Raw genomic sequence first — 22,272 nt, forward strand, 5'->3', positions numbered from 1 at the left:
ACATTATTCTCTTCATAAATAACACTTTTTTGATGCAGGAGGTAATCATATGGATCAAGCTTTACGCCGAGCACTGAAGGAAAGTCGCAGTCATGGCGATGAACGTTTACCTTTCAGCCATTATTGTCTGACCTATGGTCCAGATGAGCATGTGATTGATTGCCATTGGCATGAAGAGGCTGAGTTTTTTTATTGTGTAGAGGGCGAAACGTTATTTCAAGTGGATACCGATTATTTTCCGGTTAAAGCTGGAGAAGGAGTGTTTATCGATGGGGGAGATATTCATGCTGCACACCCATTAGGTCATGTAGGCTGCACCTTTCGTTCGTTTGTGTTCCACCCTCATTTTTTGGCAAGTGCACACTATGATGCTGTACAGGAAAATATGATTTTGCCATTACAGGAGCGCAAAGCGACCTTTCCTCGTCATATTACTTTAGATAGCTTAGGTGGAGCGCGATTAGTACAGCATATCACGGCAATTTTTGACTGCTGTGAGCAGCAGCATGCTGGGTACGAGGGTGCCATTAAGGGCCATCTCTATTTTATGTTAGCCGAGATTGCTAAAAACGATATCGCCTGTAACCGCACCATAAATAACCGACTCCAATCCTCAAAAATAGAGCGACTAAAGACGGTCATTGTCTATATTCAGCAAAATTACAATATGCCAATCCGACTGGCTGAGCTAGCTGCTTTAATCCCGATGAGTGAAGGGCAGTTTTGTCGATTTTTTAAGTCGATGACTCGTCAAACACCAATGGACTATATTAACTCGTATCGCATCCGACAAGCGGCTGATTTATTACGTGATGATGAACGCAAAATATCAGATATTGCGCTTGAAGTTGGCTATGATAACATTAGCTATTTTATTCGTGTTTTTAGAAAAGTGATGAACTGCTCGCCTTCTGAATTCCGCAAAAGCATCAACTAAGCGTTGAAGGGACAGGAGTCCAGAGGCAGAAGATTAACTAGAAGCCTCAGACTCTTTGCGGTAAGCGGAGGGTGAAGTACCTACATACTTACGAAACTTTGTATGAAAATAGTCTACATTGGTGTAGCCAACCTTTTCCGCCACTTGGTACACCTTGTAGCCTTGCTCCAAAAAGTCCTTTGCCTTTTCAATTCTCACTTTATCTACATACGTATTAAAATATTCCCCAGTCTCATTTTTGAATAGCTTGCCTAGGTATGCACTATTATAGTTAAACACACCAGCTAACGTCTCTAGCTTAAGATTATCACTATAGTTACGTTGAATCAGATCAAGCATAATTTTAACTTCCTGGTGCTTTCCTTCCTGCCCTATATTGTTCATCATTTCTTTTACTATAAAATTTGCCTTTTCATATAGTTCATATAAAGTACGTACTTCATATATTTCTGCCAAAGCATCACTAAACTCTACATTTTTTATATCCTGCTCACTTCTTTTTTGAACAAATTTAGTAAATACTACATTTAAAATTTCCGCAAACCGTTGCTTAATTATTTTTTCGTTAAAGCCCTCTGCTACAAAATATTGACCGATCCTATGAATTAGCTTTGCCGCTAGACTAGCATTACTAATATCAATCGCATAATATAATTTTTCTATGAAGGTTAAGGTGTCTATTTTATTAAACCCTTCAATGGTATCCTGCTCATCGAACTGATCATTAAATTGATCCTCACATTGATTGGTAAGCTGATTATTTAAAATGTTGCCTTGGTCTAATATAAAATGCTGTCGAAGTAGTTCCTTCGCCTCCTCGAAGCAAGTCTTCACATCGCGAAGCTCGTACCCCCTTGAGCTAATCGCCGCGGTAAAGTAAGCTGCATCAGGTGTAACTATCTCTGCAATATAAGTATATAACTCCTGTAGCTCTACCTCTACAAGCGGTTGCTTTAATAACACCCCAACTAAGGAATGCATTGTAAAGCTATATCCACGATTACTTTTCTCATATAAATCAGCTAGCTTTTTTCTCAGTAATGCCGCTGTTGTTGTGTCAGATTCATCTTCATATTGTACAGATATCAATAAAATTTGATAGCTAGGCCACAACAGCCCTAACTCATCTGCTTGATCATATAATATAAGCTCGTCTTCCGTTAATTGATCATCATTTTTAGAGAGAGAATACGTTGATTGTTCAATTAGAGATGTAATCAACGCCTCACGATTATATTCCTTCGCCGTATTATTCCACTGCGCTGACATTTCCTTTAACTCTATCGCCTGCTTTATCGTTTCTAAATAACTAATTAATTCTTCTTCATCCACCGGCTTTAGCAGGTAGCCATCTGCTCGATGAGTAATCGCTTTTTTGGCATAATCAAAGTCGGCATAGCCACTTAATATTAAAATATGTAAATCATTATCCTGCTCGCGTAACGCTTTAATTAATTGTATGCCATCCATACCTGGCATGCGAATATCGGCAATGACGACATCTGGATGGTGTTGTTCATATTTACTTAACGCATCATAACCATTGGCAGCTGTATCTACAACGAGATAGCCGTAGGATTCCCAGTCAATAAAAAATTTTAATCCCTCGCGTAGCTTCGGCTCGTCATCCACAATTAATACTTTTATCATCCGTAGCTCCCCCTGTACAATGATGTAATTTGCTTCAAGATATTATCATTTATATGTAAAACACATTTAATTTAGATTTGCTGTTAAATCTCACTTTTTTAATTCTATTATAGCAATACTGACTGTGCTAACTTCCATTTTCCTGTTGACTTGTTGCACTATTTTGATGCCTATGCAAAAAGCACCCATCACTAAATGTGATAGGCGCTTATGATTTAATACTAACTACCGAGGAAAGCAGCTACGTGGCAGAGGGTGGCTTCGATCCCTGTTACAGCCTGATTTTCTTGAAGTAGATAGTTATCGGTTGAAAAACAGGCTGTAAAGGCGGACGTGTTCACTTCTCCACCATCCCTCTACCCCTTCGCTATTTTTGCTTCCTCTCAACCACTGATTTCAAGATTGAGCCATTCATTTGTTGCCTGGGATGCCAAAGTGAGGGGTTCCATCCTCATTCCAAGTGAAAATTTGCGCCCGTGCATGTCGGTTGGGATCATATAAAGGGTCACCTTCAATTTCCTTGTAGCTACGTGCATGATAAATGATCACATCTTGACCATCCTCTGATACAGTAAAGCTGTTATGCCCCGGTCCATATCGTTGTGTTTGCTCATTGGTCTGAAATACAGGCTCTGGAGACTTATGCCATGATGCTGGATCGAGGAGGTTAGCGTCTTCCTCTGCCATTAGCAGCCCCATACAATAGTTGTGATCCGTAGCACTCGCGGAATAGGAAATGAATATCTTCCCATTTCGTTTCAATACCGCCGCCCCTTCATTGACACGAAAACCGATAATTTCCCAATCATATTCAGGTGTCGAGATCATAACCTGCTCACCCGTTAACGTCCAAGGGTTGCTCATTTTAGAAATGTAGAGGTTAGAGTTCCCCTCAATTTCAGGGTCCTTTTGCGCCCATACGTAATATAACTCTCCATTATGCTGAAAGGTTGTAGCATCAAGGGCAAATGACTCCCATTTTGTGACGATTTGGCCTTTTTCCACCCAAGTCCCCTCTAGCGGATTCTCCGCTTCATTTTCTAGCACATACATCCGATGATCAAATAAACCGTCTCTCGTTTCCGTTGTTCTAGCCGCCGCAAAGTAAATGTACCATTTGCCATCAATATAATGAATTTCAGGTGCCCAAATATTTGCACTTAGTGGACCAGTATCGTATTTCCTCCATGCAACAACAGGCTGTGCATCCTTTAGCCCTGCTAATGTTGTGGAACGACGTACCTCGATGAGGTCATAAGCAGGCACAGAACCTGTAAAGTAATAATAACCATCACTATGCTTATATACCCAAGGGTCCGCACGTTGCTCCACAAGAGGGTCAGGATATTTAATTTGAGTTGTCATTGTTTCTCCTCCAAAATCTATATTTTAAGTAGCTCTGCTTAAATAATGCTTGGCTCTCAAGCTTATCTTCAATTAGAGCTAGTTTTCTTCCCCCAAATGCTAATGCCTTGCTCATTAAGTCCTGTGAACACGAGGCAAGGGACATTTTTTTCCCAGTCCCATGCTGGGGATAAAGCGACGGTTTCTATTTTACCTTCACCTTGGGACAACGAATTCCATGTCAATTGTAAAGTTCGCTTATTTTCCTGTAGCGTCCATAAGCCTGCGCCATGCACACCAGTAAATGTTCCATCCTTTAGCAATTCAAGCTCATCGGACTCCGCTTGCCCATCAAGAATAGGGTCCTGCACAATACGTTGCCATTTACCGACAACCTCTGCCTTCGGGACATCCTGCTCCTTTTCCCCCGCATAACGCTCAGGGGATACTAGCGGCCAGCCGTCCTCACTCCACAAAATTTTACGAATATGCAAGTAAGCCCAGTTTTTATCGGCTTCCCCTCTGGCATGGTGAGCAATGTAATATTGTCCATTATCGTTAAGTACGGAATTGTGCCCTGGCGCAATCCAGCCCTCATCCTCGCCAAAGCGATAACCACCTAATAGCTTTGTTCCCACCTCATATTGGGGCTCATGCTCGGTATCTAGCATATTTCGACCATTAAAATCTAAATACGGCCCTGTAATAGAGTCTGAGCGCCCTACTCGCACATTGTAATTTTCAAATAAGGAATCGTAGGAAACGAACAAATAATACTTTTTAAATTTTTCATTGTAAACGATGTAAGGCCCTTCTACTGCACCGTTATTCACCGCTTTACTACGTGCGGCAATTTTTGTGCCAAAGCCTTGCTCCTTTGGTTTTCCACTGTCTGGGTCTAATTCGATAATATGAATCCCATCAAAAAAGGAGCCATATACCATCCACATTTTTCCCTGTGCATCCGTCACCACATTGGCATCAATCGCGTTTAGTCCATCTGTACCTTTTGTACGAATGACGTTCCCTTTTTCTTCCCAAGGCCCCTCAATGGAGGGTGAAGTCGCCAGTCCGATCATCGATTGCCTACTGCCAAAGGTTGATGCAGAATAATACAAACGATATTGCTCCTTATATTTCACAATGTCAGGCGCCCATAGATTGGTTGCCTTCGTCCAAGTTTTTGCCTCCTGTGGCACACCGGGCAGAGCATAGTTCACCCATTTCCAATGAATAAGATCATCGGAACGACGAACCATCACACCTGCACGAGGCTCCCCACCCACCTTTATATCCGTAGAAAAAACGTAGTAGCCTTTATCCGTTTTAATGATGCCAGGATCATGGGTATTCACTGTAGTCCATGCAGATTCATTATTAATATTAGACACATCATACATCGGGAACTCTCCGGGTGACTCTGGATACACTAGTGGAGGTGTAGCTGAATCAGAAGAAGTCCCGCATCCCCCAACGCCAAGCATTAGCAACATAGCCATACAACACAGCACCACCATTCTCGTTTTGAATGACCAACTTTTTATCCTCATCCCTTCACACCTGAGATCGCAACGGATTCAATAATCTGTTTCTGGAAGATTAAAAATGTAATCAACACAGGTAACAACGCCACAACAGAAGCAGCCATAATTAACGGGTAATCAGTTTGAATGGCATACGTGGCATTATAGTTGGCAATGACGAGCTGGAGCGTCTGCTTTTCAGGTGAGTTTAAGTAAATAATTGGTGCTAAGTAGTCATTCCAAATGCCCATAAACCACAAAATAAGCTGTGCGGCTACCGCTGGTTTAATTAAAGGAAACGTAATCGTTGAATATAATCTAAAATAAGAGCTACCATCTATTTTTGCCGCTTCAATAATTTCATCGGGCACACTCATTAAATATTGGCGAATAAAAAAGATCATAATGATATTTCCGAACAAGCCTGGCACAATTAAAGGAAGAAGGGTATCCACCCATTCGATTTTAGAGAAAAACATAAATTGCGGAATCATGACCGCAGGATAAGGAATCATAATCGCAGCTAGCAGCAATAAAAAGATTTTATTTTTATGCGGAAATTTGAGCTTCGCAAAAGAAAACGCGGCTAAGCTTGATGTAAATGTACCGACAATTGTTACACTTAAAGCCACAATCAAGCTATTTTTAATCCCATCTAGCAAAGGTCCCTTCTCCCAAATTTCGCTATATTTAATCCAATTGATGGTGTCAGGTATCCATTTAGGTGGTAATGCAAACACATCTTGCTTTTCCTTCACAGATGTGGTAACCATCCAAAGCAATGGGGCAATCATAAATACTGCGCCAATCGCCAAAACGATGAAAATAATAGTGTTTATAAGCTTTACTTTTTGTGAATGCGACACGTGTTGTTCCTCCCTTCTGTCCTCATCCAGCCAGATCGCTAGACGATTTTTCATTCATTCTAAATTGAATTAAGGTAACTACAAAAATGAATAAGCCTAGCACAACCGCCATAGCGGACGCATACCCCATTTGCAGGTTACCAAATGCTTTATCCCAAATATAAAATACGACCGAAGCGGAGGAGAATTCGGTTCCGCCTTTTGGTGTCATTATGTTAATTTCCGTAAATATTTGCGATCCCCCAATGATATTGGTCACCACAATAAAGAAGGTAACGGGCTTCACCATCGGCCAAGTAATATGTCTAAATGCTTTAAAGCCACTAGCTCCATCTAGCTCTGCCGCTTCATAATACGTTTTAGGCACACTTTGCAACGCTGCTAAGTATAGGAGCATCGTATAACCTAACCCTTTCCACACCGTCATTAAGATGATGGCGGGCTTAATGCTATGCTTATTCATCAGCCAGTTTGGCCCGTCGATACCAAACAAATCAAGAAACTGGTTCACTAGCCCATAGTCCCCGTTATACGCCCAGTTCCATAAAATTGAAATCGCCGCAAGTGATGAAATGACTGGAATATAATAAATGACGCGGAACGTGGTCGTTCCTGGAATTTTACGATTTAAACCTAACGCTAGCAGTAGCGCTAACACGATACCAATCGGAATCCCAATCATATAAAACACAGTATTAAAAGCTGCTTTATAAAATAACTCGTCACTAAATACGTCTTTAAAATTGTCGAAGCCAACAAAATTCATACTTCCTAAGCCGTCCCAATCTGTTAGTGAGCCATAAAAAGAATAAACTACAGGGAAAAGTGTAAATATTAACAATCCAAGCACTGGAGGAAGAATAAATAAATATCCATAAATTCGTTCCTTCCTGTAAAGGTTGGATTTAGCCTTCATTTTCTTCACCTCTTATGATGCAGAATTAAAATGATGTTAGCCTCTGTATTTGATTGGAGACTAACATCACTTCATTACTTTTGAATGTGGGTAACACTACGTATTTGGGGTGCCACCTCAGTTACTTTTTAGACTTCTTCTCCTGCTCAATCGCTTTATCTAACAGCTTTTGCATTTTTGGTTGCTCTTCCTTCACATATTGCTCCGCTGTAATTTTGCCGTCTAACACAGGCTGAATGTCCGTGAAAAATAAGTTATACCATTCTGCATTATAGGTGTAGTGACCTGGCAATACACGTCCATAATCCTCGACAATTTGTAAAAACTCTTCTTTGTTCGCGGGTTTTGTTGTTGAATTTTTAGCCCATTCTTTAGCCATATCAATCAAGTTAGGAATTTGTACCTTCGCATTAACAAGCTGCTCCATGCCTTCACGTGAAGCGGTTAAGTAGTTGACTAGCTCCACTGCTTCCTCTGGTGCTTTGGACTTGCTTGAAACTCCAATACCTAATGAGCCAGTCCATGTTGCTGATTTCCCTGTTGAACCTGCTGGGTAAGGAATTAAATCATAGTCAAAAGGCAATGTTTCATACGTAGACATATCCCAAGGACCTACAGGGAAAAAGCCCATTTCACCTTTCATCCAACGTTGATACGTATCCAAGGTTTGAGAATCCTCAATGGAAGGTGTGACCTTATGCACATTTTGTAGGTCGGCAAAATATTGCAATGCCTCTGCAAACTTCGGATCATCAATGGTCACTTTTGTTTTAGTTTCATCAATCCAGTCCGCTCCATTACTCCATACAAACGATTGCAATGCCCAGTTCACGTTAAAGCCTGAACCATATTGATCTGGCTTGCCATCTCCATTGGTGTCCTTGGTCAGTTTTTTGTTAATATCTACAAATTCATCCCAAGTCATTGGTTTATCTTTATCAGGAAGTGGAATACCTTCTTTTTCAAACATCGTTTTGTTGTAACCTAAAGCAAATGGGCCAACATCCTTTGGCATCCCATAAATATCGCCTTGACCCGCCATGTTGCCATCATAACGATACAAATCAATTCCGTATTTCCATATGTTATCAAGGTCTACTTTTTCATTTTTTTCCAAATAAGGAGTTAAGTTAAGTAAGATGCCACTGTTGACATACGCCTTCAAATCTCCAGATTCAAAATAAAATACATCCGGCATTTTGTTACCTGTGATTGCTGCCTTCAGCTTCGTTGCATATTGATCCGCAGCCGTCACGATGATTTTCACCTTCACGCCTGGATGATCATCTTCAAATTTTTTCACTACATTTTTATAAGCTGTTTGCTCATCGGGTCCTCCTCTAAACATAAACGTTAATTCCTTATTGCCTGAGCCTGAGTCGCCTTTACCGCCACTGTTGGCGTTTTTACTCCCCCCACAGCCCGCTAATACAAGTGAAAGCACTAAAATTAGAGAAGTGAGAACAAACCAGCTTTTTTTCTTTAACATCTGAGAACCCCTCCTAAAAAATTCTAATTACTTAGCTATAACTGAGTTATAACTATTTTAATAAACTATAAATAATTTTATAAACGCATATATGAATCCGCTTACAAATATAAAATAACATAGTTCAAAACCATTGTAAACATAAAAATATAAACCTTTTTATATTTATCTAAAGTTAATGTCAGAATACACGAATTATTTGCATATTATAGTAATTTAATGGTTATTTAAGATCTTTTGTTTTATATTAATATAAAATAATCATCTATGTAATAATTAAAATTTATTATTTATAGTCATTATACCAGAAAACCTGATAAAAACTTTATAAAAATCGTGCGTTAGTTTATACTAATATAAAACAAATGCAATATCACGAGGAAGAAGGTTATTTTTACAATGATCTATATCAAGGACTTGATGAGTGGAATAGATATTTTTAAAGCGTTAAGCTCCGAAATACGGATTCAAATTATTGAACTGCTTGCTAAAAATCAGTCCCTTAATCTTAATGATCTTGCGACAAGGCTTAATTTAAGCAACGGGGCCATTACGATGCACATTAAGAAGCTAGAGGAAAGTGGACTCATCGAGATCAATACCTCTGTTGGGAAGCATGGCATTCAAAAGCTGTGTTATTTAAATAAGGATAAATTAATGGTGGATTTGCAAAGTAAGGATGTAACCAATTTGTATGAGGTTGAAATACAGGTTGGGCATTATAGTGATTATCAAGCTGTGCCTACTTGTGGCTTAGCAACAAAGGATAGCATTATTGGTGATTTTGATGATCCACGTTATTTTGCTGATCCACAGCGGATTAATTCTGAAATTATCTGGTTAGCGGACGGTTATTTAGAATATCGCATTCCTAACTACTTAAAGCCTAATCAAACGTTTCGGGAAATTCAGTTTTCAATGGAGCTTAGCTCAGAAGCGCCCGGCTTCTCGAACAATTATCCGTCTGATATTTATTTCTACATTAATGGAATTGAAATTGGATTCTGGACGAGTCCAGGCGATTTTGGGGATGCACGTGGGACGTTTACACCTGACTGGTGGCCTCCTCACCTCAATCAATACGGTATGCTGAAGCTGATTCGCATCAACCAAGAAGGTAGCTTTATTGATGGATGTCGGATTTCAGACGTTACGTTGTCGCAAATTGGCTTAGATTATAAAAGTGACATTACACTGCGAATCGCAGTAACAGATCAACCTATGAATAAACGTGGACTTACGATTTATGGCAAGCATTTTGGCAACTACAGCCAAGAGCTGATTGCGCGGGTGTTGTACGATGTCGAGGATGATGTAAGCATTCAGCAGACGAATGTACAGAAAAATGAACAGAAGAATGATCAATTATAGACTCAAAAAATGAGATAAAGGAGTGAAATGTTTTAAATAACACTAAGGGCAGAGGGCTGCTTCACTCTTTTGAAGCGAATATTCATTTTTTTACAAGTCCTCTGCCTTGCACTTAGCGTTAGACATTCCTGATTCCCCTCATTGAAACTGACCTCCAACTAACTTCCAGTGAATTACCTCCTCAGAAATGCTTTTTTATATGGAGAAACACTTTTGATTTTAAACGAAAGGGTTCATCAATATTTTCAATTAAAATATACTCTTTCCCTGCTTCAGCAAACATCTGGCGTAACGCCTCAATTCTTCCTTTATTAAAATCAATAAATCGAAAATCTAGTTGTTTTAATTGACTGATGTCTAGTAATGGTGCTAAAGCTTTTGCTTTAATTGCAGTTGAAAATTCCCATAGCGTTAGCATTTCAAGATGCTTAGCTGTCCATAAAGGGGTTATATCTTTTAATGACTTCATTTGCTCCAATTCTAGCTGTGTTAGCTGATTTAGTCCGGAAAAATCACATAATGTCTCCAGCTTAGACAAGGCTAATCGAAGTGAAACAAGCTGGTGCATGGATGATATCTCATCAATGTGTGTCAAATTACGAATCGAGGCCAAACACAGCATAGTGATGTTAGAATTAACGAGGGCAGCTAGCGCACCTTCTTTTAAAGTACAATCAGCAATGTACAGGCATGTAAGTTTAGGTAAACGAGAAACAAAATCAAGCTCAACAATATCCGTCTGTAAATTTAATGAATCTAGTTCAGTTGCATCCCCAATGGGCCTTAAATCCACAAACTTCCCATGAAGTGAAGCGAATTTAAGCTGTTTGTAGTTAGAGATGAAATCTAGGTTTAACGGTTTTTTACTCATAATTGATATATATTGCAGCTTTAGCACTCCTAATTCACTTAGATCAATATCATAAAAAAGGTTTAATTGTAATGCTGTAACATGCTGTAAGCCCGCTAATTTAGAAATCACTTTTTGCAATGATGTCTTATCCTTATCGATTTGACTGATGGATAAAATCAAGTCCGGTCTTTTAGCAAATACGATTTGATCTAGCTCCTGTAAATCCTCCAGCTTATCAATACCAACAACATAAGAAATAAGTGCCCGATTTCGGAGTTTCTTTATGGCTTGATTCATCTTTGATTTTTTCCAAGGTGCGCCATTCATTGAGTGTATCCATACCTCTGACATATTCTCCCCCTTTATAGGTATAAACGATTTAGTTGGAATATTTAATAGTAGCGACTTGCTCCTTCGCATCCCATGCTACACCTGCTCCCAGCGATTGTGCTACAAAACGAAGTGGCACATAGGTTTTCCCATCTATATAAATAGGTGCTTCGGTTAACTTCATCCTTTTTCCATCTAGTATAGCATCATGACTGTATATCTTTAGTTGCATAATCTTTTTTCCTTGTTTAATAACAATGTTGCCATCATTATATTTTACTTCACTGCCAAACGCCTCAAATAACTCACGCATTGGTAACATCAGCGATTTTTTCATCACTGGTTGTGAAGATAATGGCAACCTTTGCCCATTCCAATACACAGAAATTTCCTTTTCGATAGGAGTAGGCTGTATCTTTTCCTCAAGTGATGTTAAAAAAAGATAATCCTGATAACTGTCTTTATTAGGTCCCCATTCCCAAACGGTTCCATCCTTTTTAAGTGCTAATGCGCTATTTTGCCATCTTGAAATTACTTTTTTTATATTTTTAATGTTGCTATATTTAATCGTATTATTACTGTAACGTTCCTTACTATCCTGAGTCATCTCAATCCCCATAAGATTACCCTGCAAATCGAGCGCATACAGTTCACTAAATCCTCCTCTACTAATTTGGGAGCCACTTGTTGACACTAACTTCACTTTCGGCTCATAAAAACGCTTCAATGTTTTTTCATAAGCTCCATACCAAGCACTTCCATCATGAGCTACAACTGTTATTAAATTTAAATAACCATCATTGAAACGATCAAACGTAACTTGAAGGTGGATGTCCTTTATTAATAAAGGCTTTGGTAACCTATAAGTAAATTTTCCCTGCTCCGGTTTAGGATAATCATACTTGTAGTAATAATGCTCAATCGTGCCGTCCTGCTTTACAATTCCAATATCTCCATTCATCGCTATCGTCATCGTTTGAATATGTTCTAAACCACGCTCAAAATTCAATACTTTTTCTTTCTCCAACTGAGAGGATGAATCAGTAGTATCTGCATTGAGGGCTTTGCCCAATACCATTAATGCAACTTTGGAATTGCCTTTTACCCATAACGTATTATTTTTGTCCAAAGCAAGTGCTGTTGAATCATATCCATCATTGGACTGAAGTTCCACAATATTATTTAGTTCAGTAACTGGAGTGACCTCATGTGTGTTTTTATCCCACTCCCATACCGTACCATCTTTTTTTAGAACAAGGTTTCCACCCGTTACTTGAATAGCTCCTTCTATAGTAGGTCCTTGCTTAGCTTTACCCCCGCCTAACCAATACCAAATGGTCCCATCCTCCTGTAATGCAACGGTGTTAGTGGTTAACCCGTCATAAGCAATATCAATAATGTCATGCAATCCATGAGCATCGCTAACTACACTTTTACTAGTCTTTATTTGTTGTTTAGCTTGGGCATAAGGTGAAGCTGTTACGACTGAAGTAACAATAAGCAAAACTGTAATAAGACAAATAAAGATTTTGTATTTAGTATTCATTTTTCGAAAACTCCCTCTTATCATTATATTTCTTCAATATAATAACGTTGGGTTTGATGGAAAAGTTGTACAAAAAAGACCTCAAAAATGCTGATGAAAGCATTTTAAGGTCTCTTGTTTAAGTCTCAATAGTTGTATAAGTTGCACGATTATGTCAACAGTTTTACTTTTTAAAAATCCCAAACGGCTTACCCACTGGCAGGAATACCTTGCCAAAATGAGTATTTAGCACAGCTGCTCCGCAACCATATAAGGAAACAATCGCAATCGCTAACTCCGCAAACGCAGCAACTTCATGGAAGAACCCATTGCCCACGCCAAAGGAATCTAATGATAATCCTAAAAATAAAAAATCAATGAGTACAAAAATCGTAAATAATACTTTGTGTGTCTCCATTGCCCCAATGGTCATAAACAGTGTGAAAATAAAATAACCCGCAAATGCAAAACCTAATTGCTTGACATCGATTTGTGAAGCTAATGCCTCTCCAAATACCCCCATCTTCACGAGCCAGCTTGCGCCCATGCCAAACCAGAAAAATGCATATGCACCAAATGCCGTCATACCAAATGTATTATTATGCTTTGCATCCTGAATCGCTGCAAATAATTGTGCAAATGCGCCTAAAAAGATTGCCCATGGAACAGCGTATCCTAACCCCGTAGTGATTCCAAGCTTTTGTGATGAAGCTACTAAGGTTACAATCGCAAGACCAAACAACCCGATTGCACTAGGGTCTGCACTCACGATTTTGACATGCTGTGTTGATTGTGATGACATACTTAACCGATCCCCCATTTTATCTATAAAAATATATTTATTATTGTCTTCGATTGTTACTACAAACCTAAGACACGCCGTCTATCATATCACACGATAGGAACTTAGCCTATATGAATATTCATGGAATAAATATATTTAGCTACTTTAACCAACTACATTGTTACATTATTAATATATTAATATGAAAACTTGAGATTTTTACATTTACATGATTAGATGTACAGGGTGAAACTTGAACCTTCACATATAATGTGATTGCTTAGTGATGACATTAAGTTGATATATCTTTAACATTTATTACGCTGTAGTCTTAATGATTAGTTTAGATGTTAATTTAAATTCTTAATAAATTGTTTCCTATATAAAACTATATAAATAAGAAATTAAACGAAACTGGACATTGGAAGGATTGTGATTGGACATGAATGTTGTAAAAACGCGCATAATGGAAGTGCTGTCTGTTATACTTGGCTCTTTTATTTTTGCGCTTGGGATAAATTTATTCGTCATTCCCCATGAGTTTGGCGAAGGGGGCGTAACGGGTGTCACCATTATTTTGTATTACTTATTCGCATTTCAGCCATGGCTGACGAGCTTAATTATTAATTCCTGCCTCATTTTAATTGGATACAAATTTCTCGGGAAGCTAACTACCTTATATACGATTATTGCTGTGGTGGCACATTCCTTTTTCCTCGGTATTAGTCACAACTGGAGTATTACATCTAATGAACCAATGATCAACGCCATTTTTGGAGGCTTAATGGTCGGTTTGGGAATTGGGCTGATTGTGCGTGCAGGTGGAACGTCTGCGGGGACGGTTATTTTAGCGAGACTGATGAACAAATATTTAAACTGGAATATTAGCTATGCGTTATTATTTTTTGACCTTATCGTCGCTTTCTCCTGTTACTTTATTATTGGTGCAGAAAAGCTCATGCTAACGATTGTCATGTTGTTTGTAGGGACAAAGGTGATGGACTTTGTGGTCGAAGGCTTAAACCCGAAAAAAGCAGTTACTATTATATCTGAAAAACAGGATGAAATTGCAGAGCAGGTCAGTCACATTTTAGATCGTGGTGTTACGGTGCTAACGGGATACGGTTATTATACGAAGTTGCCTAAAGAAGTGCTGTATACCGTCATTAACAAGCAAGAGGTTACGACTTTGAAAAAGATCATTCGCAAAACAGATAAAAATGCATTTGTAACGATTCATGATGCTAGAGATGTGTTTGGAGAAGGGTTTGTGGATATATCGAAGTAAATTAGTGGTTGACATTCTAACTTTGAAGGTGGTAGCTACGCTCCAGAGGGTTCTTGCGATCGTTGTTGAAACCAGATTTCTCCTTTTATAAGACACACTAGGGTTGAAATCTGGTTTCAAAGACGATCTTCAGAATCCCTCTGTCCCTTCGCTATTACGGGTAGGTGTCAACCACTAATTTAATTGGGGGCAGGGAAAAAAGCATAAAGCTAAGCTGTTCACAAGTACAGTAAAACAACGTGAACAGCTTGGCTTTTTTTTATTGTGAGTTTGTTGCTACTTATCGCTTAGCAACTAAACTCACAGAACTATGGTGAAAAATATAACGATTTTATATATCGTACTTTTTCAAATTTACAACCTTTTAAACCTTTTAAACCTTTTAAACCTTTTAAACCTTTTAAACCTTTTAAACCTTTTAAACGATTATACCTTCCGTACAGGTCTAATGTACTTCCAAAAACGGGTTGGATCATGGTAAAAGTAGGCTACTCTCCCTGATGAGGTGTCAAAGCAATAACCTGTGCCTTCATAATCAAAGGAAGCCACTGCTAAGTCCACGGTGTCCTCCACAATCCGATTTTCTTTTTCATAATCAAATGGGCCGTGTTCAAACACGATGTATTCTGCTTCGGGAACGTCCATTATTAGCATTTGGGGTGGCACTTCTTCATCGTAATCAGTAGCAAGACGCACGCCATAAAATTCGACACGAGGAACGGCATAGCAATCAAACTTGCGCGCTTCTGGATCATGAATGTATCCTAAAACCTGCCCAGAGCCCCCGTTACAAATCCCTGTATCATCCCCCAGATCATCTAGCTTACCTTTCACACTATCTAGTAAACCACAAATGGTATCACAATCTTGTCCTGGAACTTTGCTTTGTTTTTGCCAAAAATCCCAATAGCCGTTACTTTCATAGTTTTTAACGTACAAAAGCTTATGGGCGGGAATCGTTACAAAGTAAATCTTAACATCCTCCGTCGATTTTACCATTCCAATCTCTCCAATACCTAAAAAGTAGCGGTCAAAGGGGAGTATTTTTGTACGGAGCACCACAGGTAAAGGATGTTTACGATACTCGATTGGCGCAACACCATAGGTAGCTTTGAACGCTCTTGTAAAGGCTTCATGCGAGGAAAATCCGTAATCAAAGGCAATGTCAACGATGCTTTTTTCGCTATCTCGTACCTCTTTTAACGCAAAAGCTAGCTTTCTCAGCCTTAAATAATCTCTAAACTGTATGCCCGATATTTCCTTAAACTTTCTCGTTGTATGGAACTCGGAATATCCTAGCTTGCTGGACAGAGAAGACAGCGTTAGCGCTTCATCGTTACGCTCTTTAATACATTCGTCAATTTCATTTACAATGATGTTGATCTGCTTATGCCACTCGTACATGAATTGTTCACCTCGTTTCAACCACTCTACAGCCATTATAGGATAATGGAGGTGGTGTGCCTTGATTTTAGTTGCTGAGATTGAGGGGATGGGATTTTGTGTTGATATGCAGATTGATTTATAGGCTAAGGTTTATACTTTGAAAATATAAAACTAAAACCATAATGTTACTCAAAACTAATATAGAAAGAATATTTTTTCTTTGAAAACCCATAATCTTAAAATTAAATACCCTAGCAAACTACAAATAATTAAAAAGATAAATATCATTTTAAGCAACCTCTAAATCCTTATTAAACCTGTCTCTTCGTGCTAAAATTTCATTTGTATTTGAAGAAATTTAACAATAAAGCTAAGATATCAAGTGAAATTACAAAAATTAATATATCTTTCTTTTTATATCCCGAAGTATAAAATCTAAAATAAACAAGTAAACTTATTAAAATAATTATCAAAATAATCATATTTTTCTCATAAATCCCTATAGATAGTACAATATATTATTATCTTTGCTCTTATCTATAGATATGTATTTTCAATTGGCGGGTCTGCTTCCCATTTTAAAAGTTTTATTTTGTAATCATTAAATAATTGATCTGCATAAATAAAACTAAATCTATAGAACTCTTCAAATATCGCATCTGGAAAACTACTATTGTCCTCAGTATAATCTGAATCCCCCATGTAATATTCTGCGCCTCCAGGAGAAAAAGTAATGGCACCCTCATTCTTTATTTTTAATAAAGTAATTTCAGATCCACCATGACTTTTTAAACGTTGCTTCCACTTTCGGAACTTTCCACGCCCCTCATCAGAACCTATACCAGCAAATTCACAAATCAATATGTCTTCAATTACCTTCTTCTGCCCGTCTATTTCATATTCCAAGCGAATTTGAAACTCTCCATAAGTGACTTGTGGTTTTGGAGGATCTGGCTGCAATTGAATTCCGATATAAATGAACAGCCATGGCAATGCAAGAAATGCAAGAATAAGAGTTGGTACTAAGAGAAAGATCCGACCTATAATTACTCTTTTAATTTGTAACCCTCCCTTCCATCCCCTTATTAAATATTACCATCTATTTCTAAATAATCAAAAATACTAATTTATAAACTAATAAAAACAAAACAAGCTATTCATTATACTCTTTTCAGAATATAGCGAATAGCTTACTTTTTTCTAACAAAATTAGCTTTGTTCTATTTTAAATCTAGAAAAGTACATTTCAAATACAAATGAGAATTTAATTATATTTTTTTCCTTATGTAAGGCAACTGCATTTTCTAAGCCTTTTGAAAGCGTATTTATCCCATTTATATAATCTCGTTTATTTAGATAATAGCAAGTTAATTCATATAAAAGGGTATTGTAATGATCAGATAAAACCTGTGTCGCATATACATCTTTTGGAGCTTGAATAGAATAATTTTGTATCGGTTCCTGAAACTCTAGTAAGATAGGATCAATATTAAAGTTATATCTGTTTGCAGCATAGACAATATTAAAAATCCCCAACAGTAACTCATTTCGATTTTGCCTAAGATATTTTACATAGTCATCTAATACGCTAATGTCACCATTTAGAAGGTTATTCGCGAAGGTATTCACCTTTGCCCACTTTTCAAAGGATTCCTTCCAATATAGTGTATCCTCATCCTGTTCCTGCACCCAACTCAAATCCGCATATTCATATGTATAGCGAAGCGCACCCTCAAAGTCCTTTCTTCCCTCACAAACCTCTGCTAGCAACAGCTTGCTATAGGTAATATATACGAAAAGCGGTCTACTTAACTGAGTAGGATTTCGACTTTCTCTTTTTTTGCTGAAATAGTGAAGGTTCGCCTTATACTCCATTTCCTTCGCGAACAGCTCTAATTGATCCCAATTTCTAAGTGAACGATACACATTAGCCAAATCCTTTAAGGCATCTAGTTGCTCCCATTCATCTAAGCGATCGACAAATGGTTCAAATTGACTCGCAACCTTGTAATTATCAACTTGGTTTTTTCCTAATTTAATTTTAAAAAGACGATACTGACACACAGCTAACCGCTCGGAATATTGCTTTTCCTCACTTAAAGCTATGTTTTCATACAAGGTTTCTGCTAAAGTATAATTGCCTTGCTTAAACAATTTCTCCGCCATTTCAAACAATAAATTACAGTAGATGGAATGCTCCATTAATATATTTACAACCGTGTTAAAGCAATCTATTTTGCCAATTTCCACACATCGATTTAAATAAGGACCAATTCGGCGCCAGTTTGGAGTTCGATCACGTAAGTAATCCTCAATATATTGCTCATAAAAATAACCTTCAGGATACCCCATCACTTCTGTAAGCTTGTCTAAGTTGCACACTGTAATAATTCGTTGACCATTTAAAAAATATGTCAATGTTCCAGGGTTGACCCCGATTAGCTCTGCAAACTGCCTACCATTTAAATAATTTTGCTTCATGTAGTTTTCCATGACGGCAAGTATAGTAGATGATTTCACGACACCACCTCTTAGAGATTTAGTTTAATGAGATACATAAACAAATTTTGTTAAGTGCAAGAGAAGCTCAAGAAAATTTAAGCAAAAAAGAAAATTAAAATGTATGTTAGAGTATGATTTGTATAATTCAACCATAAACCTATAGGTTAATATTGTCAATAAGTTAAATATATGAAAATGAAAAAAACGGAGCAAATATACCAAAAAGTTGGTATACTGCTCCGTTTGTTGGTAGCCTTACTTAGCCACTTGTTGTCTAAAATTATAATTTTGTTTATTGCTTAACGCTGTTTCATTTGTTGAATGGATTGTTGAAGTCGTTTAAAGCTCTTTATCCTTCGTATTCCCATCTCGTTTATTAAAGGCTAATTCAAATAATCCCGTTGCGCTTAGACCCGCAAGACCACCAGACCATAGACGCAATACTAAATCCATATCTGTAAAGGGATATGCGACGACTCCGATGAGTAATCCGACTACAACTCCTACAACGGGTACAAGGTTTTTATTGATGTTAAGGGTCGTTTTGACCAATTGTACGAGGGACATCACAAATACGGCAAGAATAGATGCAAAGGATAATACTTGAGTTAAAATGGCATTATTCATTTTTATTCCTCCTTATTGCACTGGTAAACCTGCTGCTTTACGAAGTAGATTAGCTGTTTCGTTAAGCTGTTTGGCAAGATCATTTCGTCCGTATGATTTTGCTTCAAACCATGCAGGGGATAACCAGCGATAAATAATTTCTTGGGCGTTACTTTTTGGTAGCTTTTGGACTGGTGTCATTGTTGTGCCTGCGATTGGAAGTCCTGCGTTGAGTCGTAAGTTGTTGGCAAGATTGTGGAAGTGGTTCATACCTTCAAGATCGTTGCGATCTTTAGATACGTACCATATTGGTGAAATATAAGTGGCGATTAAAGATTGGGCTACATTTGCGGGAATCGGTTCAAAGTCGAGGGTAACGCCACCTGAGGCGGGTTGCTTGAGTTCAGTTGCGACATCGTTTAATAGGTCCTTTAATGTTTTGCCATTGGTTGCTAATGCCTGATCCACATCACGCTTACGGGCTGGATCCAGCTGTCGGTGTGACGGGATATGCACAAACGGGTTTTTCCCCCATTTATCACAGCAATATGCCAAATACCACACATACCGCTTGTAGGCTTCGTCAAAATCAATTTTACGCAGCACCTTGCCATTCCGGCGGCTTTCTCCATAACAAAGCTCGATCGCTAATGCAGCATCATTACTGTCATAGCCAAAGCGCTCGTTATCCGTTGTCACGTTGTAAAGTACATGCCACGCTTTTTCGGCAGGGTCACCTCCAGTTCCAGTGGGGATAATCTCTAGAATCATTTTGTCATCAATAAAGACGTGGGCAGAGGCGCTTCTATCTTTTTGTGTGTTAAAGTAGCTATAGTGATTTTCTGCTCCTGCGCCCGGATTGCCTGTATCATGCGCTACAAAAAAGGCAGGTGTGCCTGTTTTCAAACGTGTGCCAGGACGGACATTTGGACGTTTATCGATATATCTTCGTTCAATCTTATATTTAGTTTTGTCCAAGATATTCACTTCTCCTTTCTAGCTTATGCAAGAAGTTTTGCATTTCTGCTATTATTCTATTCTTCCATTCGATCCATTCGCTTGTGCATTTGCTTGGAGGACTCTTCAATTCGTGTTACGCGCTCACTTAATGCGTCGATTCGTTGACTTTGTACACGTTGATCGAGCCTGATATCGTCTACGCCACGCCGAATGTATTCGAGATCTGTCTGTAACGCAGTCACTGTGCCCGCATCGTGGGCGGCATCTTGCCGAATCGTGCGTGTCCGGCCAAGCCAGCCTAGAGCCATGCCGCTGAGGGCGGTAATGACGGCGAAGATTGCTGTGGGGTCCATGGGTTTTCCTCCTTTTTTGTGGTTTTTTTGTGGAATAGGGAATAGCCCTCTGACGGGGTCAGAGGGCATAAAAAATACGTATCAAATCAATACGAATAATCTTGAATTTGTTATCTTGCTTTTTCTCATTTACACACTAAGAATATTACTAAATTTCAATGGGTAACGAGTATTCATATAAACCTCCCATACCATCAAAGCAAATCAGTTGTTTTCCATTAGCTCCTTTTAGTATTATTGCATCTGAAAAAATGTTCCCCGAAACGCTATAAGAAGTAGATATCCTTTTGGATGAATTTAATATTCTTTCGATACCATCTGATTCATAAGCATTATTTATATATTCGAATTTAGTCTCTCCTTTGTAATTTACAATCAAAAAGCTTCCAACCTTTGGACTGCTTGTGTTTGAATAAAATAAAAGGAAATAACCATTAGGTAGTGGAATGCCCAAGTAATCGGAACTAGTATAGGGTAAGCCCGTCGGAATATTAATTATACCACTTCCGATGATACTACCATTTAAGATACTACGCCTTTCGATAATCCACTTTCCATCATTCGGGTTAAAATAACCAAAAACTGCTTCTTTATTATACATCTGAGCAAATCCATCTTGAACAGTAGCGCTATCAGAAAATTTGACTATCCATTCCTGTCTCGAATTCCAATCTGATGATGAAGTTTGTTTTTCATAAATTCTTTTAGTTAAGTAAGATTCCCAATGTTGCATATAAACAGAGTATATAGAGTAAACTTCATACATAGTATCAGATAGATAACGGATATGAAAAGGAAGATGTGCCACAGAGCCAAAGCAAGTATTAGCTACAATTGAAAAATCACCATTGAGTTCAACTTTATATGTCAAATTTTTCCTTCCCGAAAAAATGTATCCTTGACTTACATCAGCGCTATGATAAGCATCTCCAGAAATGTTAGGAAACATAACGTTAACATTCCCACCAATTTTATAAAGTGGGTTTTTTATTTTATTAATTTTAGAGATTTTACTACTTAGTCCATCCCATGTATCATTAGTGGATGCATTACCTCCACTGGCGTTAACAGCATCCACTATCCCTTTTTTAGCACTAACGCCAGATTGAAAAGCCTCATTTGCTCGGTCATATGCTGTCTTTACTGCTTTCGACGTAGCTGCCTGACTCTCATTGTTACTATCAACAGCATTAGATAACATCACCTTACCTTGTGTGGTAAGAGAGGCATCAGGAATGTTATCTCCAGAGCTATCTACTATAAGATCCGGTCCAACTTTGCGGAATGTGTATGGTTGACCAGGAAGTAATTTTCCAGTGGTATACCCGTTTCCACATTGATCTTTAAGAGTAATTGCACCAAGTTTATTGATGTTAAGTGTAGGATTATCAGCGTTTGTTACATGCGGTACTATAGTAATACCAAAGCCCTCAGATAAGGTTGTAGGCGCAGGATCTAGCGTAACTGTATAAGCTACAGTTGTACCTTGTGTATGAGCAAAAGCAGGCTGACGTACATAATTGGATTGTAATTGTTGTACTGTCTCGTCTGACATTTCTTGAAGAGTGATTCCGACCATGTAAAATCTC

General features: G+C 38.3%; 19 protein-coding genes. 3 read left to right on the forward strand and 16 right to left on the reverse strand.

Features of this window, described 5'->3' with window-relative positions; translation table 11 throughout:
• Nucleotides 1–49: 49 nt before the first annotated feature.
• Complete coding sequence (locus tag ABE099_RS10650) at nt 50–937, forward strand: AraC family transcriptional regulator (RefSeq protein WP_430030096.1); 888 nt, start codon at nt 50–52, stop codon at nt 935–937.
• Nucleotides 938–970: 33 nt separating this feature from the next.
• Here the strand turns inward: ABE099_RS10650 and ABE099_RS10655 are convergent, their stop codons facing one another.
• The 6 genes from ABE099_RS10655 to ABE099_RS10680 all read right to left on the reverse strand — a co-directional run bounded on the left by ABE099_RS10655 (nt 971) and on the right by ABE099_RS10680 (nt 8,725).
• Nucleotides 971–2,587: a response regulator transcription factor gene (locus ABE099_RS10655; RefSeq protein ID WP_430030098.1), complete on the reverse strand. Its 1,617-nt coding sequence runs from the start codon at nt 2,585–2,587 to the stop codon at nt 971–973.
• A gap of 411 nt (nt 2,588–2,998) precedes the next feature.
• Nucleotides 2,999–3,952: a glycoside hydrolase family 43 protein gene (locus ABE099_RS10660; RefSeq protein ID WP_430030100.1), complete on the reverse strand. Its 954-nt coding sequence runs from the start codon at nt 3,950–3,952 to the stop codon at nt 2,999–3,001.
• Between the two features lie 68 nt (nt 3,953–4,020).
• A complete protein-coding gene (locus ABE099_RS10665) occupies nt 4,021–5,430 on the reverse strand; it encodes an arabinan endo-1,5-alpha-L-arabinosidase (RefSeq protein WP_430030103.1) in 1,410 nt (469 codons plus the stop codon).
• Nucleotides 5,431–5,477: 47 nt separating this feature from the next.
• Nucleotides 5,478–6,320 (reverse strand): carbohydrate ABC transporter permease, encoded by an 843-nt coding sequence (locus ABE099_RS10670; protein ID WP_430030105.1) that lies wholly within the window; start codon nt 6,318–6,320, stop codon nt 5,478–5,480.
• Between the two features lie 22 nt (nt 6,321–6,342).
• Entirely contained in the window at nt 6,343–7,236 is an 894-nt protein-coding gene (locus ABE099_RS10675) for a carbohydrate ABC transporter permease (RefSeq protein ID WP_430030107.1), read from the reverse strand.
• A gap of 121 nt (nt 7,237–7,357) precedes the next feature.
• The gene (locus tag ABE099_RS10680) at nt 7,358–8,725 is read right to left on the reverse strand and encodes an ABC transporter substrate-binding protein (RefSeq protein WP_430030109.1); all 1,368 of its coding nucleotides are present in this window, start codon (nt 8,723–8,725) and stop codon (nt 7,358–7,360) included.
• A 399-nt stretch (nt 8,726–9,124) separates the two neighbouring features.
• On the opposite strand from ABE099_RS10680, the gene ABE099_RS10685 reads away from it, so the two are divergent.
• Complete coding sequence (locus ABE099_RS10685; protein ID WP_430030111.1) at nt 9,125–10,096, forward strand: ArsR/SmtB family transcription factor; 972 nt, start codon at nt 9,125–9,127, stop codon at nt 10,094–10,096.
• A 181-nt stretch (nt 10,097–10,277) separates the two neighbouring features.
• On the opposite strand, the gene ABE099_RS10690 is transcribed toward ABE099_RS10685, so the two are convergent.
• The 3 genes from ABE099_RS10690 to ABE099_RS10700 form a co-directional block, all read right to left on the reverse strand.
• The gene (locus ABE099_RS10690; RefSeq protein ID WP_430030113.1) at nt 10,278–11,300 is read right to left on the reverse strand and encodes a hypothetical protein; all 1,023 of its coding nucleotides are present in this window, start codon (nt 11,298–11,300) and stop codon (nt 10,278–10,280) included.
• A 28-nt stretch (nt 11,301–11,328) separates the two neighbouring features.
• On the reverse strand, nt 11,329–12,825 hold the full coding sequence (locus tag ABE099_RS10695; RefSeq protein ID WP_430030115.1) for a stalk domain-containing protein: 1,497 nt from the start codon (nt 12,823–12,825) through the stop codon (nt 11,329–11,331).
• 163 nt (nt 12,826–12,988) lie between these two features.
• A complete protein-coding gene (locus ABE099_RS10700) occupies nt 12,989–13,606 on the reverse strand; it encodes an acetate uptake transporter (RefSeq protein ID WP_430030117.1) in 618 nt (205 codons plus the stop codon).
• Nucleotides 13,607–14,030: 424 nt separating this feature from the next.
• Between ABE099_RS10700 and ABE099_RS10705 the strand changes: the two genes are divergently transcribed.
• Complete coding sequence (locus tag ABE099_RS10705) at nt 14,031–14,876, forward strand: YitT family protein (RefSeq protein ID WP_430030119.1); 846 nt, start codon at nt 14,031–14,033, stop codon at nt 14,874–14,876.
• 426 nt (nt 14,877–15,302) lie between these two features.
• On the opposite strand, the gene ABE099_RS10710 is transcribed toward ABE099_RS10705, so the two are convergent.
• The 7 genes from ABE099_RS10710 to ABE099_RS10740 all read right to left on the reverse strand — a co-directional run bounded on the left by ABE099_RS10710 (nt 15,303) and on the right by ABE099_RS10740 (nt 22,262).
• Nucleotides 15,303–16,280 (reverse strand): helix-turn-helix transcriptional regulator, encoded by a 978-nt coding sequence (locus tag ABE099_RS10710; protein WP_430030121.1) that lies wholly within the window; start codon nt 16,278–16,280, stop codon nt 15,303–15,305.
• A gap of 519 nt (nt 16,281–16,799) precedes the next feature.
• Complete coding sequence (locus ABE099_RS10715; RefSeq protein ID WP_430030123.1) at nt 16,800–17,222, reverse strand: hypothetical protein; 423 nt, start codon at nt 17,220–17,222, stop codon at nt 16,800–16,802.
• 249 nt (nt 17,223–17,471) lie between these two features.
• Nucleotides 17,472–18,782 carry a helix-turn-helix domain-containing protein gene (locus ABE099_RS10720; protein WP_430030125.1) on the reverse strand — a complete coding sequence of 437 codons (1,311 nt, stop codon included), beginning with the start codon at nt 18,780–18,782 and terminating at the stop codon, nt 17,472–17,474.
• 321 nt (nt 18,783–19,103) lie between these two features.
• Nucleotides 19,104–19,391, reverse strand: coding sequence for a holin (locus ABE099_RS10725; RefSeq protein ID WP_430030127.1), 288 nt, complete (start codon nt 19,389–19,391; stop codon nt 19,104–19,106).
• Between the two features lie 12 nt (nt 19,392–19,403).
• Nucleotides 19,404–20,357 carry a peptidoglycan recognition protein family protein gene (locus ABE099_RS10730; protein WP_430030129.1) on the reverse strand — a complete coding sequence of 318 codons (954 nt, stop codon included), beginning with the start codon at nt 20,355–20,357 and terminating at the stop codon, nt 19,404–19,406.
• 47 nt (nt 20,358–20,404) lie between these two features.
• Nucleotides 20,405–20,638, reverse strand: coding sequence for a hypothetical protein (locus tag ABE099_RS10735; RefSeq protein ID WP_430030131.1), 234 nt, complete (start codon nt 20,636–20,638; stop codon nt 20,405–20,407).
• A 193-nt stretch (nt 20,639–20,831) separates the two neighbouring features.
• Nucleotides 20,832–22,262, reverse strand: a complete 1,431-nt coding sequence (locus ABE099_RS10740) for a phage tail protein (RefSeq protein ID WP_430030133.1) — start codon at nt 22,260–22,262, stop codon at nt 20,832–20,834.
• Nucleotides 22,263–22,272: the final 10 nt, after the last annotated feature.

Source organism: Paenibacillus turicensis (genome assembly GCF_050461185.1).
Lineage (GTDB): Bacteria > Bacillota > Bacilli > Paenibacillales > Paenibacillaceae > Fontibacillus > Fontibacillus turicensis_A.

What these genes read in the sequence shown, in the direction of transcription:
- ABE099_RS10650 (WP_430030096.1), top strand. Translation starts at nt 50, where the DNA reads ATGGATCAAGCTTTACGCCGAGCACTGAAGGAAAGTCGCAGTCATGGC.
- ABE099_RS10655 (WP_430030098.1), bottom strand. Translation starts at nt 2,587, where the DNA reads ATGATAAAAGTATTAATTGTGGATGACGAGCCGAAGCTACGCGAGGGA.
- ABE099_RS10660 (WP_430030100.1), bottom strand. Translation starts at nt 3,952, where the DNA reads ATGACAACTCAAATTAAATATCCTGACCCTCTTGTGGAGCAACGTGCG.
- ABE099_RS10665 (WP_430030103.1), bottom strand. Translation starts at nt 5,430, where the DNA reads ATGGCTATGTTGCTAATGCTTGGCGTTGGGGGATGCGGGACTTCTTCT.
- ABE099_RS10675 (WP_430030107.1), bottom strand. Translation starts at nt 7,236, where the DNA reads ATGAAGGCTAAATCCAACCTTTACAGGAAGGAACGAATTTATGGATAT.
- ABE099_RS10680 (WP_430030109.1), bottom strand. Translation starts at nt 8,725, where the DNA reads ATGTTAAAGAAAAAAAGCTGGTTTGTTCTCACTTCTCTAATTTTAGTG.
- ABE099_RS10685 (WP_430030111.1), top strand. Translation starts at nt 9,125, where the DNA reads ATGATCTATATCAAGGACTTGATGAGTGGAATAGATATTTTTAAAGCG.
- ABE099_RS10690 (WP_430030113.1), bottom strand. Translation starts at nt 11,300, where the DNA reads ATGTCAGAGGTATGGATACACTCAATGAATGGCGCACCTTGGAAAAAA.
- ABE099_RS10695 (WP_430030115.1), bottom strand. Translation starts at nt 12,825, where the DNA reads ATGAATACTAAATACAAAATCTTTATTTGTCTTATTACAGTTTTGCTT.
- ABE099_RS10700 (WP_430030117.1), bottom strand. Translation starts at nt 13,606, where the DNA reads ATGTCATCACAATCAACACAGCATGTCAAAATCGTGAGTGCAGACCCT.
- ABE099_RS10705 (WP_430030119.1), top strand. Translation starts at nt 14,031, where the DNA reads ATGAATGTTGTAAAAACGCGCATAATGGAAGTGCTGTCTGTTATACTT.
- ABE099_RS10710 (WP_430030121.1), bottom strand. Translation starts at nt 16,280, where the DNA reads ATGTACGAGTGGCATAAGCAGATCAACATCATTGTAAATGAAATTGAC.
- ABE099_RS10725 (WP_430030127.1), bottom strand. Translation starts at nt 19,391, where the DNA reads ATGAATAATGCCATTTTAACTCAAGTATTATCCTTTGCATCTATTCTT.
- ABE099_RS10735 (WP_430030131.1), bottom strand. Translation starts at nt 20,638, where the DNA reads ATGGCTCTAGGCTGGCTTGGCCGGACACGCACGATTCGGCAAGATGCC.
- ABE099_RS10740 (WP_430030133.1), bottom strand. Translation starts at nt 22,262, where the DNA reads ATGGTCGGAATCACTCTTCAAGAAATGTCAGACGAGACAGTACAACAA.